We start from the raw sequence: 12943 nt of genomic DNA on the forward strand, positions 1-12943 counted from the left end.
AACAACTCCAGATAAGGTCCCAGGGGCGAAATCGCCCCTTCCAGAAACGGTAACGACTCCAGATAAGGTCCCAGGGGCGAAATCGCCCATTCCAGAAACGGTAACGACTCCAGATAAGGTCCCAGGGGCGATAAAACTCGGAGAAGGATTCCTAACCGCCGAGCAGATCGACCTCATGCTCAAAAACCTGCCCATCGATGTATCCTTTGTAGACGAATACGACCGGGTCCTCTACTATTCAGATAATCCAGAACGTATTTTTCCCCGGAGTCCTGGCGTCATCGGCCGGAACGTGGCTAACTGCCATCCGCCCAAAAGCGTCCATATTGTGCAAAGGATAGTCCAGGCTTTCCGGAAGAAAGAAAAGAAGGTAGCTGAATTCTGGCTTGAGCTGGGGGGCAAATTTGTACATATCCGCTATTTCCCTGTGTATGATAGCCAAGGCAAGTACCGCGGCACCCTGGAAGTCAGTCAGGACGTCAGCGGTATCCGGGCGCTGCAGGGCCATCGGCGGCTTTTAGACTGGGACTAACCAAGAAGGTTGCAAAGATCCAGCCGGTTTAGTATGGTTTAATTCCAGATGGAACAAAGGCCATACTATACCGGGACAAAAAAACTCCTCGTCGCTCTCAGCATTTTGCTCCTTAGCATATCGCTCTATCCGCTCTCGCCCTCCAGCCAGCTTAGGCCCGAAATCCATGCCCGCCAGGTTTTAGAAGCCTACCGGAGTTCCTACCCCGATCGGGTCGAGGCGGTTACCTGGCAAAACGACGACTGGACCATTCAAGTAAGGGGGGAACTTTTTTATTGGGCTAAAGGGCGTCTCCTTCCCGAAGAGATCCGCGACAAATGGCAGGATTACAAGCCCTATGTATTTTATCTTTACCCAGATGAACCGCCGGATCCCAAATCATACACCCAAGAGCGCATCGCTGAACTCCAGCGAATCGGCAGTGCAGAACACCAAATGCAGGGGCCGGATCATCACAACGGCTTTCGCTCAGCCCTGTATGGAGGGGTGAGACGGGGTGAAATAGAACAGCAGATTGTTCAAACCCGCTTTCTGGGAAAGTCTATATCAATCCATGGCATGATACAAAATCAGGTAAAAAGGATTGATGAACGTATCCGGGCTCTGGCACAATCGGATCAAGAGGTGGCCCAGTTTATCAAAAATATTGGCACTATTGGGGGCTACAACTGGCGGGAAATTCGGGGCACGAGCCGCATCAGCATGCACAGCTTTGGACTCGCTATCGATATTCAACCCCGCAAACTTGGCGGTAAAGCCATTTATTGGCAGTGGGAACAGGAACGGAACTCCCGCTGGATGCTGGTAAGCCAGAATAACCGATGGTCACCGCCAGAAAAGGTTATACAGATATTTGAAGACGAAGGCTTTGTCTGGGGCGGCAAATGGGATCTCTACGACCACATGCACTTTGAATACCGCCCCGAGTTACACGAAATCAGCGCCTTGTACGGTATCTTCGCAACCCTCCAAAGTTATGGTATAGGGGGCGATTAACAAGGCTCACTGCATCTCGTGTCATAAAAAAAAAGGAGCCATTTAAGGCTCCTTTTTTTTTTCTATTTTGAGAGGGCAGCCACCGCAGCGCCGAACAGAGAGGCCTGTTCTACCGGCGATACGACAAGGGAACGGGGCGCCTTGGCGGATAGAATTGTATGGAGGTATGACTCCAAGGCGGGCCGCATACCCTTGTATACCATGTAGGTGGTTCCTTCTACGGCAACCCGTACCGGTACAAAGGGATCGTAGCCTGCGCCGGTTTTTTCTACCGCCGCCGCCACTGCCGCTGCGGCAAAGAGGGCGGCCCGCTCGGTAATAATCGATGTAAGGAACACAAGGGTTGCAAGGGCATCCCGCTCATCCTTATCAAAGAGGGAACCAATGGGGCCCTCTCCCGCTAAAGGATTGTGCATAAAGGCATTGAGATCCTTAGTCTGCAGGTTTTGCATGGCCAGGAGTTCTCCGGATCTACGGAATACGAGGACCCCATCGCTGACTGCTTTCTTGAGCATGTACAGGGTAAGTGGTCCGAGGTATGCACCGGCCATGGTTTTTTCAAAGGTGTATTTGCCCGGATTCTTGAGGGTAGCGTCGAATTCCTCGTCCAGCCGGCCCAGGTAGCGGGGATGGAAACTGCCGGTCTCGCAAACGACAATCTGGGGAGACTTGGGAGCGTCAAAGCCGATTTTTGGAATTCGCGTTTCAGGATAGGCTACATTCATACCCGTTCCGAGGATAAAACCGATAACCGGGCCGCCTTCCACACCATAAATGTCAGGGCCCTTACGCTGACCGCCGTCAGCGGGAATCTCTGCAAGACCAGAAAGAAGTGTCGCCACCGTATCGTTCAGAAGCACTATCCGATCAGGAGCCTTTACTCCCTTCCTTGCCAGGGCTTCCCGGAGGCCTGCGCCGATTGCTTTTCCGATAACTTCAGGGGCATCCACTTCCTTGCTAAAACCAAGAAGTATGCCGTCCGCATCCTTGGTCATTTCCATGGGATAGGAAAAGCAGAAACCGATACCTTCAACATGGGGATTCTGCTCAAGCAGCGGAGCGGTAACCGCCGCAATTTCATCGAAAAATTGTTTTGCAGAAAGCTGTCCCTTGGTTCCAGGCATATGAGTTTTCTGGGTATGTTCCGCAATTGCCTTACCCTTTTCATCAAAACGAACCAGTGCAGCCCGGAGGTTGGTGCCCCCTGCATCCAAGGCAATCACCTCTTTACCCGGCGGCACAGAAGAAACGGGGTACAAATAGGATGGCAGCATGGGCAAAGTGGAAGGATCGCCCCGAAGTCCCCGCTCCATTTCTATCACCAGGTCTTTTACCAGTGCTGCGGGGTCACAGACCCCATAATGGAAACCGTAATATCGGGCAAAATCGGCCAGTAATCTGGGATTAAAAGATGAATTCATAGGGACCTCCAAAATAGCTTCAAAACAAAAATAAAACTATAAACTGAGGCTCTTTCAAGACTCAGAAAGTTTTGAAAGAGCTGCCTTAGATACCGCGATTAGTCAAAGCGGTTGTTACGCAACCACAAACAATCGCTCAGCTGCCAGAGGGCGTCTGGGAACCCCCATATAGTAACAGCTCAGTTTATCTTTTTATACCAGAAGCGGCTCTGTAGCAATAGGGGAAAGAAAGATTGCTTTTCATTAGATAATACGCGAAATTTGCTTGCAAGGAGCAAGAGAAACATGTCATTGTTCAATAAGCTACATCAATTTAATATTTTAATGGCTTTTATTTTTTTAATCGGTTTTCTTTGGGGTTCCCCAGAAACTGCCCAAACCCAGGAATTGCCTATCTCTGAACGCCTTGTCTATAGCAGGAAAATTGGAACCAAGCAGGACGAGGTTATCTATACATCCAGATATGTTAACGAAGCTAGGGGACCTTATTTTGAGCTTTCCACCAGCGCTCCTGATCAACGGGCCCTCTATCGTCTCGATGCCCAGTCACTGCTTGCAACCTATACGGACGTTACAACCATCGGCGAAGATGCAACGGTAAATCGCATTACCCGGCTCCTTGAAACCCGCTACAAGGCAAAAGAGGGGGAACTTTTAGTTTCCAGTACCGATACCCTGGGGCATAGCCTGAGGTTGTTTCCCTGGGGGAAACAGCAAAAGGCAAAAATCATCTTTATCGGAACCGGGGCTAGCACGGGAGGGTTCTCTTTTGAGCTCACCGTTGCGGGGAGGGAAAAATTAAAAATCATGGGACAGGAAGTCGAATGCTGGAAAGCCCAGCTTGGACTTTCAGGAGTCTTCGGCAGCCTGGTGGGAAAGACAAACCTCTGGTTTCTCGCCAGTTATCCCTACTATATGGTGCGGTCCGAAGGGGTCAACGGCCCGCCGGGGACTCCCAAAAGTACCCTGGAACTGATAAGGTATGAGCAGCCGGCATTATAATAGCCGGCAGTACAGGAGGATAATTATGGTGCGGCATGAAAGCGACATTGTTTCAGTCCCGGTTCAGGGAAAGGATATAGAAGGGGTTGCAAAGCAGATTCTTATCGGCCCTAAAGACGGCTATGAGGGCTATTTGCGGGTTTTTACCGTTGAGGTCGGGGGTCACACGCCCCTTCACCAGCACCCCTGGTGGCACGCGAACTATGTGCTGGAAGGAGAAGGAGCGGTGCATATTGACGGGACCGAACATCCGGTCCGCGCCGGTTCTGTGGCCTATATTGAGGGGGGTAAAACCCATCGTTTTTCGAATACCGGTTCGGTCCCCCTCAAGTTTATCTGCCTCGTGCCCAGCGAAGGGGATGCCTATTAGGGCGACACCCGCCTTCGATCCCGGGGGAAGAGGCTAGCTTCTTTAACATTAGAAAGGCCCAGCACCTTTTGGGTAAGCCGTTCGCAACCGATGGCAAAACCGCCGTGGGGCGGACAGCCGTATTTAAAGACCGCCAGGTAATCCTTAAGGTCCTCTGCTTTGAGGCTAAAGCGGGGCAGTACCTCAAGAAGTGCCTGGTACTGTTCCTGTCTTCTGCCCCCGGTAGTAATCTCCAGGCCCCGGAAAAGGGCGTCGAAGCTCATGGTGTGGGTAGCTGATGCAGGATAGGTATAGAAGGGCCGATGCCGCCGGGGGAACTGGTTTACGAACACAAGTTCGATACCATATTCCCGGCCTGCCCAGGCGCAGAGGAGCCGTTCCACTTCGGGACTGATTTCGAAAAATCCTTGAGCTGCAGAGCTCGTACTGGTGTTTTGGCCGCCCCGGACGGCTTCGGCCCGGGCCAACTCCAGGGCCTCATCATGGGCAATGGTGGGGGCCTTAAATACACGGTCGCTGTCAGGAACGGTAGCATTCCATGCTGCCAGATCCTCAGCATTTTTCTTGGCCAGGGCTTCGAAAATATGGGCTAAAAGGTGTTTTTCCAGTTCGATAAGATCTGCTTCGCTTTCGATAAAGGCCAGTTCCACATCCATGGACACATATTCGTTGAGGTGCCGCGGCGTATCGTGTTTTTCCGCTCGATAGGCAGGGGCAACTTCGAATACCCGTTCCAAACCAGAGGCAATCATGGTCTGTTTGTAAAACTGGGGTGATTGGGCCAGGTATACTTTCCGGTCAAAATATTCAACTTCGAATAGACCGGTCCCCCCCTCGGTACCACTTCCAATAAGCTTACTGGTTTTTATTTCTGTAAAGTCTTCGCTCCGCAGATACTCTGAAAAGGCTTCTATAATCGTTGCCTGAACCCGGAATATGCTGCGGATCCGCGGATTCCGGAGGGACAGGGGCCGGTTGTCTAAAATGACATCAAGCCCAACCTTGGCCATGTCACCGTTGACTGGAAAGGGCAGGTCCGGCTCAGAGCGGGAAAGGACTTCCAGGCGCTGCACCCGTACTTCCGCACCGCCGGGGGCCTTTTCGTTTATCGCCACAGTTCCCGTTATGTGAACAACGGACTCTAATGTCAGATCGGTTTTACCTTCGAGTACGAGCTGCACAAGACCAGAACGGTCCCGGAGTATGACAAAACTCACCCCCCCAAGTTCCCGGATCCGGTGAACCCAACCAGCAAGTTCAATCGTCTTTCCCGCTTCCTTTTGGGCAAGTTCTACAATATCTTTTGCTAACACACGCATGGTTTACGCTCCCGTATTAATTTTTCCACCTCTTCTTTTACAATCAGGGCATCTCCCCGGCCTTCAGTGGCAGCTAAAACCTTGCCCACTAAATATGCCGAAAGGGTATCGTACCGCTTGAGGTTCCCCCCTTCCAGTGCGGCTACCGCTTCCTGGAAACTGCCCCCTTCTCTGCCGCAAACCTCCTGGACAAAACGGGCTATGGTTTCCCGGTCCTGTATCATCTGCCAGCCCTTTTCCTGCACCAGGGTCTCAGGATCCCGGTCTTCCGCTACTGAGAGTTCCAGCACCTGTTTAGCAATCTTGCCTGAAATGGCACCCCGGGCAAGGAGTTCCACAATCTGGGCAAGCCGCTGGGGGCTCAATGACCAGCGGCCAATGGAATCGGGGCTGACACCGTTTTTGTTCATGACCCGCTTTACATCCGCCGCTAACCACAGGGCAAGCCGCCGGGCAGCTTCGGCCCGATCAAGCCCTTTTACCAGGCTGACAGCGGCTTCGAAATAATCGGCCAAGGCCCGCTCTTCGCAGATATATTCAGCCTGCTCAGGACTAAGGCCGTAGTCCCGTACAAAGCGTTCCTGCCGGACCAGGGGGAGTTCCATCAACCTGCTCTGGATCCGCATCCGAAATGCATCGTCAATTTCAAGTACCGGAAGGTCCGGTTCGGGGAAAAAGCGGTAGTCGTGGGAATCTTCTTTACTCCGCATGGATTCGGTCTGGTCCCGGTTTTCGTTCCAGAGCCGGGTTTCCTGTTTCACTACCCCACCGGATTCGAGTATTTCCTTTTGGCGGGCGATTTCGTAGTCCAGGGCAAGGCGGACAAAACGGGAAGAGTTCAGGTTCTTTATTTCTACCTTGCGGCCAAGGCCCGCCCCCTTGAGGTTAACCGAAACGTTGGCATCGGAACGGAGGGAGCCTTCTTCCATATTACCGTCGCAGACCCCAAGATAGCGGACCAGGCGGCGCAGCTGCTGGATAAAGGCCTCTGCTTCAGATCCCGTTTCCAGGTCCGGTTCGGTCACGATTTCCAAAAGGGCTGTACCAGCCCGATTATAGTCCAGGAGGGTCACGTTTCCCGCATGGATCATTTTACCCGCATCTTCTTCCAGGTGACATTCTTTAATGCGGACCCGTTTTTTTCGGCCGCCGATCAGCACATCCATATAGCCTTCCTGGCCTAAGGGGGAGGCAAACTGGGAAATCTGATAATTTTTCGGCATATCCGGATAAAAGTATTGTTTCCGTTCAAACCAGGTCCGGTCGGGGATACGGCAGTTGAGAGCCTGGGCAACCAGAGCTCCCATTTCAAAGGCTTCCTGGTTTAAGGCAGGCAGCACCCCCGGATGTCCCAGACAAACGGGACAGACGTTGGTGTTAGGTTCAGAACCGAAGGCGGCTTTGCAGGAACAGAATACCTTGGTATCCGACAACAGGTGAATGTGTATTTCAAGGCCAATAAACGACTGATACATGGCTACCTCCAGAACCTTGTAAATCCCTCCGGATGGGGGATAGGATGGGCTGTTTCATATTCCTCTGCGAGAGCGCAGAGCAGTTCCTCAGAAAAGGGCGAACCAACAAGCTGAACCCCCACCGGAAGGCCCCCTTCTACCGATGCGGGAAAGGAAATTGCAGGAAGCCCTGCAAGGTTGGCAGGAACGGTGAAAAGGTCCGCCGCCTTTTGGGCAAAGGAAGAAAGAGCAGGACTCCCGGCCTTGCCTCCCTCCCGGCCAAAGGCCCTGGTAGGGAACACGGGCATAAGCAGGGCCTGGGCCGCTTCATCTCCGGAAAAGAGGGAAAGGAAGTCGGCGGTGATCCGTTTTCTGAGCCGCTGGGCCTGGAGGTAATACCGGTCCTGAAAGCCGGACCGCAGAACAAAGGTGCCCAAGAGTATCCTCAGTTTTACCTCAGGGCCAAAACCCATGGCGCGGGTCTTGTCGATGAGATCCTCCGGGTTCTCCGCCCATTCGGGCCGTTTTCCATACCGAATACCGTCAAAGCGGGCAAGGTTTGCGCTGGCCTCGGCGGTGGCAATGGTGTAATAAACCGGGACTGAATAAGCTAAAGAAGGAATTGAGACTTCCCGGATACGGTAACCCATAGCCCGGTAAGCATCTACAGCCTTGGAAAAGCCCGCCAATACTTCCTGTTCCAAGAGGCCGCTAAACTCTGCAAGGTCCCGCGGATCTATACCGCTTGGACGCACCCTGCCCCCAGGGCTATGTTCCCCGCCATCCTGAACCGCGGCACCGCTGGTGCTTTCTCTTCCAGCCCCCTGAACTGCGGCGCGCACAGCCTCTGCAAGGGATGCGCTGTCCAGCACTGCGAGGATTTTACCGGCATGGCTGGAATCGGTTTGCCCGGAGCCGCCTGGGGTGAAAGCGCCTTGGCGGGAACTGCTATGGCCGGCTCCGGCTCCATCCTGAGGAGCGCTGCCGAGACCGGCGGCAAGCCTTGCGGCGGCGGTGGTCTCGTCCAGGGGATCTTCACCCTCTATGATGCGGAACACGTCCCGGGCCCGGCGGCTCGAGTCCGCCAGAATCCCGATAGTTTCCAGACTCGATGCATAGGCTACAAGGCCGAAGCGAGACACCGCTCCATAGGTCGGTTTGAGGCCCACCACTCCACAGAAAGCCGCAGGCTGGCGGACCGAGCCGCCAGTGTCGCTCCCCAGGGCAAAGGGCACGAGCCCCGCAGCCACCGCCGCCGCGGATCCCCCTGAGGACCCACCGGCAACCCGCTCTGGATCCCAGGGATTATTGGTCCGCTTAAGGGCCGAATTGTCCGTGGAAGACCCCATACCAAATTCGTCCAGGTTAGTTTTCCCAACCAGTTTTGCCCCCGCATCTGTAAGCCGTTGTATTGCGGTGGCCGTATAGGTTGCGCGAAAATCTTCAAGAAGCCGTGAACCGCAGGTAAGACCGAAGCCTAATGCGGCGATATTGTCCTTAGCAGCAAAGGGGAGATCCGCCACCGGGGAAGCAGCGCCTGGCGCAGATCCGGCCTCCCAATGCTCTGGATCTTTACACTCTAAAAATGAACCTATTTTAGCTTCCCAGGCCGAAAAATAGACCGGGAAACCGTCTAAATCGACGGAACGAGACATACAGACCTCCGAATGGAACTAGTAAATTGCAGTTAAACTTAAAGAACGTTGGGAACCACAATGAAATTACCATTCCGTTCGCCGGCCTGATTGATCAGGTTATTATTGGAAAGGTTTACCTCATTATGATTTCCCTGATTATTGGGGGAATTATTATTAAGAAGGGTATTATAAGACGGGTTATTATTATTAAATTGATGAACCGATACTACTAAATCTGAGTGAACCGCTGTGATATGAGCTTTTCCAGCGCTATCGCCAGAAACGCTTCCGTCCGCTGTTTGCATGACAGCAAAATAGTCGAGCATTTGCTCGAAAGCCGGAAGTGCAGCCCGCAGATCTGCATCGCCAAGACCAAGATGGGCGAGACGAGCTGTCACCTGTAAATCATCTAACTTCATAGTGTTTGTATTACCCTAAACCGTATACATTGTCAAGTATATTTATGCATTTTTAACAATTATTATGCAATTTTTATGTATTTTTATTCTAAACGCATCTCGAAGCATCCCTTGGCAAAGGTTTAAAGCGGACCTATACTTTTGAGATAGGGAGATATGGTATGACAATCGATCTCACCGAAGATGAAAAACACTGTCTTTTAACTGAAGCCCGAGAGGCCATAGCTTCACAGCTCGATGGCCGTCCGCCCCATTATGAACGGCCGGCGTCCGTAACTGAGAGACTTGAATCAGGAACATCGGCTCTTTTAGTTCCCTGCGGGGCTTTCGTCACTCTTCATAAAGGAAAAAATCTGCGGGGCTGTATTGGCCGCATGATTGGAGTTCGCCCCCTTGAAGAAACGGTACGGACCATGGCCCGAGCCGCAGCCTTTGAGGATCCCCGCTTTCCGCCCCTGAGACGGGATGAACTTGATCAATGCAAGCTGGAAATATCTGTCCTTTCCCCCATGGAACGCTGTGCAGATCCCCGTTCGGTACAGATTGGAATACATGGACTGTACCTGATACACCGTGGCTATTCGGGGGTGCTTTTACCCCAGGTGCCAGTAGAACAGGGCTGGGACCTGGATGAATACCTTGATTATATTTGCCGGAAAGCGGGGCTCCCCCCGGGATCCTATAATGAGCCGGGGGCAGAGCTCTACACCTTTACCGCCCTTGTCTTTGGAGAATAGAAATCCTAATCCCGCTCATAACGGGCCATACTGGTGGGTGTTTCATATACTTCTACCGCCCAAAGCAGCTCCGCTCGGCCGCCCCTGGCAGCCAGGAGAGATACGGTTTCATCAAAAATATACTTGGCAATTCGTTCAGCGCTGGGGTCTCCGGAAAAAACGGTAAACTCATTTAAGTTCTGGTGATCCAGTGTACCACAGACTTCCCGAAGTACTCCTTTAAGGAGGCTAAAATCGATGAGCATGCCCCCCGCATCCAGCTTTTCTCCTTGAGCCCAAAGGCGCACCCGGTAATTATGGCCATGAAGCCGCTCGCACTTCCCGTGATAGTGGGAAAGGAAGTGGGCGGCAGCAAATTCAGCTTCTACTCGTACCTGATACATGACAAGAAGATACCTCGTTTTATTTTCACTGTCGAGAGAGCCAATTCAGGCGGGAACCGGGTGGGCCCCTTTACCGTTCTTGGTATACAATGGTATCATCTGTTTCCATGGACCGACGATTTTCAGAGTTTTTCAACCCAGAGCTCATAAAACGAGCCCAATGCCAAGTTTTGCGGTATAAGGGTTTTTCCTTTCCATTGGATGCAGAAGCTGACCAGCTTCCGCTTTTCCCTGAAGCGCTTGCATCCTCCTTTGAAAGGGTGCTGGTAACAGATTTACAATACGATTCTCGCCAAATAAAACCGGGAAATCTGTATTTTGCCCTGCCGGGGCTTCATACCGACGGCCACCGGTACATACCGCAGGCCATAGAGCGGGGCGCTGTGGTAATTGTTCATCAATATGAACTGGAAAGATATGAACCTGAAGTAATCTACATTCAGACCGCCGATTCCCGCTTTGCAATGTCACCCATTTCGGCAATATTTTTTCATGAACCTTCTAAAGAATTGGGTATTATTGGCGTAACCGGTACGGAAGGGAAAAGCACTACTGTCTTTTTAATCTACCAGCTTCTCACGCTGGCGGGCAAAAAGGCAGGCTTTATATCCACCGTCCAATATCGCATCGGCGAAAAGGAAGAATGGAATCCGGAACATCAAACCACACCGGAAGCCCCTACCATACACAGGGCACTGGCGGCCATGCGGGACTATGGTATGGAATATGCTGTTGTGGAATCCAGTTCCCACGGCCTTTCGCCTCGGACAAACCGGCTGGGAGATGTGGCTTTTGATGTGGGGGTCATGACCAATGTCACCCATGAACACCTAGAATTTCACGGTACCTGGGAACAGTACCGCAGCGACAAGGCAAACTTGTTCCGGGTTCTGGACAAAGTAAATCATGAAAAGGCCCTGCGGAACGGGCCCTTAAACGAAATGGGCCTTCGGCTTCCGGTTCGTATTCCATCATTTTCGGTGGCCAATGCGGATGATCCCAGTTATGACTACTTTTCCAACGCTACCGAACGGCGTACCTACAGCTATAGTATTCACGGAGAAGATGCGGATCTATCTATACGGAGCTTGGAAGGGAGCGACCAGGGTAATAACTACGATGTCTGGGTCCGTGCTACCGGAGAAACCCTCCATGTACAGGATAAGCTGCCGGGCACCTTTAACGCCGCCAATGTAATGGCCGCAATGCTGGTTGTTTCGGGGCTTACGGGCATTTCTATTGCAGATCTGGTACCCCTGGTGCCCCAGCTGCGGCCCGTGCGGGGCCGGATGACCATCGTGGATCGGGGCCAGCCCTTCGAAGTTATCGTAGACTACGCCCATACGCCGAGTTCCTTCGAAACCGTATTACCGCCGGTTAAAAAACGGATTGAAGGCCGGGGCGGCCGGCTTATTAGTCTCTTTGGATCAGGTGGCGAGCGGGACCGGGAAAAACGGCCCCGGCAGGGCCGTATAGCCGCCGACTGGTCCGATATTGTCATCCTGGCCGACGAGGATCCCCGGGGCGAAGATCCCATGGCCCTGCTAGAAGAAATTGCCGCAGGCTGTCCTGAACTGGTTCGGGACCAGGAATTATTTCTTATACCGGATCGGCCCCAGGCAATACGCAAGGCTTTTAGTCTTGCCCGGCCCGGGGATGTGGTACTCCTCCTGGGCAAAGGACACGAAAATTCGATTATTTACAAAAATCATACCATGCCCTATGACGAAATCGGAGAAGCGGAAAAAGCCCTGGCAGAAATGGGCTTTGAAAACAGAGGATAATTATGGGAGAAACGAAACAAACAGTAGCCGTCCTTTACGGCGGTCGTTCGGGGGAACACGAAGTGTCCCTTATTTCCGCCGCGTCGGTGGTCCGCAATCTGGATCAAAACAAATACAACATACTGCTGATTGGTATAGATAAGTATGGCAGTTGGTATCTGCAGCAAGAAAACCAGCTGCATCGCTGCCGTTCCGGTGCGGCAGCTCTGGAGATACAGGTTGATGAACAGCGCCAGGTTTCTGTGGTCTGCGGCGGCGGTACCAAAGAAACCATGAGAACTCCTGCAACAGGGCCCCTGGCGGTGGATGTGGCTTTCCCGGTACTTCACGGCACCTTTGGCGAAGACGGGACTATCCAGGGCCTCTTTGAGATGGTAAACCTGCCCTATGTGGGAGCCGGCGTACTGGGAAGCGCCATTGGCATGGACAAGGAAGTTGCAAAAATACTCTGGATGCACGCAGGACTTCCGGTGGTGCCCTTTATTTCGGTTCGCAAACAGGATTGGGCTGCTGTGGAAAAACAAAAACAGCTCATAGAACGGGCAGAACGGGATTTTCAATACCCTCTTTTTGTAAAGCCATCCTGTGCTGGTTCATCCGTGGGGGCATCTAAAGCTCCGGACCGGATGAGTTTAGAACGCGCCGTAGCCGATGCACTTCGCTGGGACGACAAGGTACTTATTGAACCCTTTATCCCCGCCCGGGAAGTGGAATGTTCCGTGACTGGCAACGAGCGGCCCGAAGCATACACCCCCGGTGAAATTATCCCGACCCATGAATTTTATGATTACGAGGCTAAATATATCGATCCTGATGGGGCAGCCCTGCTTATTCCCGCAGATCTTACCGAGGCTGAATTCAGAACTATTAGGGAAATTGCTATAAAAGC

13 protein-coding genes are annotated in these 12943 nt (G+C 52.5%); 7 read left to right on the top strand and 6 right to left on the bottom strand.

Features of this window, described 5'->3' with window-relative positions; translation table 11 throughout:
- Nucleotides 1-532: PAS domain-containing protein (locus Q7P68_RS12855; RefSeq protein WP_304226305.1), on the top strand; the 532-nt coding region annotated here is incomplete at its 5' end.
- Nucleotides 533-580: 48 nt separating this feature from the next.
- A complete protein-coding gene (locus tag Q7P68_RS12860; protein WP_304226307.1) occupies nt 581-1528 on the top strand; it encodes a M15 family metallopeptidase in 948 nt (315 codons plus the stop codon).
- A gap of 62 nt (nt 1529-1590) precedes the next feature.
- On the opposite strand, the gene Q7P68_RS12865 is transcribed toward Q7P68_RS12860, so the two are convergent.
- Nucleotides 1591-2949, bottom strand: coding sequence for a hexokinase family protein (locus Q7P68_RS12865; protein WP_304226309.1), 1359 nt, complete (start codon nt 2947-2949; stop codon nt 1591-1593).
- A 324-nt stretch (nt 2950-3273) separates the two neighbouring features.
- On the opposite strand from Q7P68_RS12865, the gene Q7P68_RS12870 reads away from it, so the two are divergent.
- On the top strand, nt 3274-3951 hold the full coding sequence (locus Q7P68_RS12870; protein WP_304226311.1) for a hypothetical protein: 678 nt from the start codon (nt 3274-3276) through the stop codon (nt 3949-3951).
- A 25-nt stretch (nt 3952-3976) separates the two neighbouring features.
- Nucleotides 3977-4321, top strand: a complete 345-nt coding sequence (locus tag Q7P68_RS12875) for a cupin domain-containing protein (protein ID WP_304226313.1) — start codon at nt 3977-3979, stop codon at nt 4319-4321.
- Here Q7P68_RS12875 and aspS read toward each other — a convergent pair.
- The 4 genes from aspS to Q7P68_RS12895 are packed head-to-tail and all read right to left on the bottom strand — an operon-like array spanning nt 4318 to nt 9150.
- Nucleotides 4318-5640: an aspartate--tRNA(Asn) ligase gene (gene aspS / locus Q7P68_RS12880; protein WP_304226315.1), complete on the bottom strand. Its 1323-nt coding sequence runs from the start codon at nt 5638-5640 to the stop codon at nt 4318-4320. The genes Q7P68_RS12875 and aspS overlap by 4 nt on opposite strands.
- A complete protein-coding gene (gene gatB, locus Q7P68_RS12885) occupies nt 5628-7115 on the bottom strand; it encodes an Asp-tRNA(Asn)/Glu-tRNA(Gln) amidotransferase subunit GatB (protein WP_304226316.1) in 1488 nt (495 codons plus the stop codon). Before gatB ends, aspS begins: the two co-directional genes overlap by 13 nt.
- Before the next feature lie 2 nt (nt 7116-7117).
- Complete coding sequence (locus Q7P68_RS12890; RefSeq protein WP_304226318.1) at nt 7118-8749, bottom strand: amidase family protein; 1632 nt, start codon at nt 8747-8749, stop codon at nt 7118-7120.
- A gap of 38 nt (nt 8750-8787) precedes the next feature.
- Nucleotides 8788-9150, bottom strand: coding sequence for an aspartyl/glutamyl-tRNA amidotransferase subunit C (locus tag Q7P68_RS12895; RefSeq protein WP_304226320.1), 363 nt, complete (start codon nt 9148-9150; stop codon nt 8788-8790).
- A 161-nt stretch (nt 9151-9311) separates the two neighbouring features.
- On the opposite strand from Q7P68_RS12895, the gene amrA reads away from it, so the two are divergent.
- A complete protein-coding gene (amrA, locus tag Q7P68_RS12900; RefSeq protein ID WP_304226322.1) occupies nt 9312-9887 on the top strand; it encodes an AmmeMemoRadiSam system protein A in 576 nt (191 codons plus the stop codon).
- 5 nt (nt 9888-9892) lie between these two features.
- On the opposite strand, the gene queD is transcribed toward amrA, so the two are convergent.
- Nucleotides 9893-10270, bottom strand: coding sequence for a 6-carboxytetrahydropterin synthase QueD (gene queD / locus Q7P68_RS12905; protein ID WP_304226324.1), 378 nt, complete (start codon nt 10268-10270; stop codon nt 9893-9895).
- A 107-nt stretch (nt 10271-10377) separates the two neighbouring features.
- Here queD and Q7P68_RS12910 point away from each other — a divergent pair, with 107 nt between their 5' ends.
- Nucleotides 10378-12054 carry a UDP-N-acetylmuramoyl-L-alanyl-D-glutamate--2,6-diaminopimelate ligase gene (locus Q7P68_RS12910; protein ID WP_304226326.1) on the top strand — a complete coding sequence of 559 codons (1677 nt, stop codon included), beginning with the start codon at nt 10378-10380 and terminating at the stop codon, nt 12052-12054.
- Nucleotides 12055-12056: 2 nt separating this feature from the next.
- Nucleotides 12057-12943: D-alanine--D-alanine ligase family protein (locus Q7P68_RS12915; RefSeq protein ID WP_304226328.1), on the top strand; the 887-nt coding region annotated here is incomplete at its 3' end.

Source organism: Gracilinema caldarium (assembly GCF_029265695.1).
Taxonomy (GTDB): Bacteria; Spirochaetota; Spirochaetia; order Treponematales; family Breznakiellaceae; genus Gracilinema; species Gracilinema caldarium_A.

Excerpts from the sequence above, each read along its gene's own strand:
- Q7P68_RS12860 (WP_304226307.1), top strand. The coding sequence starts at position 581 with ATGGAACAAAGGCCATACTATACCGGGACAAAAAAACTCCTCGTCGCT.
- Q7P68_RS12865 (WP_304226309.1), bottom strand. The coding sequence starts at position 2,949 with ATGAATTCATCTTTTAATCCCAGATTACTGGCCGATTTTGCCCGATAT.
- Q7P68_RS12870 (WP_304226311.1), top strand. The coding sequence starts at position 3,274 with ATGGCTTTTATTTTTTTAATCGGTTTTCTTTGGGGTTCCCCAGAAACT.
- Q7P68_RS12875 (WP_304226313.1), top strand. The coding sequence starts at position 3,977 with ATGGTGCGGCATGAAAGCGACATTGTTTCAGTCCCGGTTCAGGGAAAG.
- aspS (WP_304226315.1), bottom strand. The coding sequence starts at position 5,640 with ATGCGTGTGTTAGCAAAAGATATTGTAGAACTTGCCCAAAAGGAAGCG.
- gatB (WP_304226316.1), bottom strand. The coding sequence starts at position 7,115 with ATGTATCAGTCGTTTATTGGCCTTGAAATACACATTCACCTGTTGTCG.
- Q7P68_RS12890 (WP_304226318.1), bottom strand. The coding sequence starts at position 8,749 with ATGTCTCGTTCCGTCGATTTAGACGGTTTCCCGGTCTATTTTTCGGCC.
- Q7P68_RS12895 (WP_304226320.1), bottom strand. The coding sequence starts at position 9,150 with ATGAAGTTAGATGATTTACAGGTGACAGCTCGTCTCGCCCATCTTGGT.
- amrA (WP_304226322.1), top strand. The coding sequence starts at position 9,312 with ATGACAATCGATCTCACCGAAGATGAAAAACACTGTCTTTTAACTGAA.
- queD (WP_304226324.1), bottom strand. The coding sequence starts at position 10,270 with ATGTATCAGGTACGAGTAGAAGCTGAATTTGCTGCCGCCCACTTCCTT.
- Q7P68_RS12910 (WP_304226326.1), top strand. The coding sequence starts at position 10,378 with ATGGACCGACGATTTTCAGAGTTTTTCAACCCAGAGCTCATAAAACGA.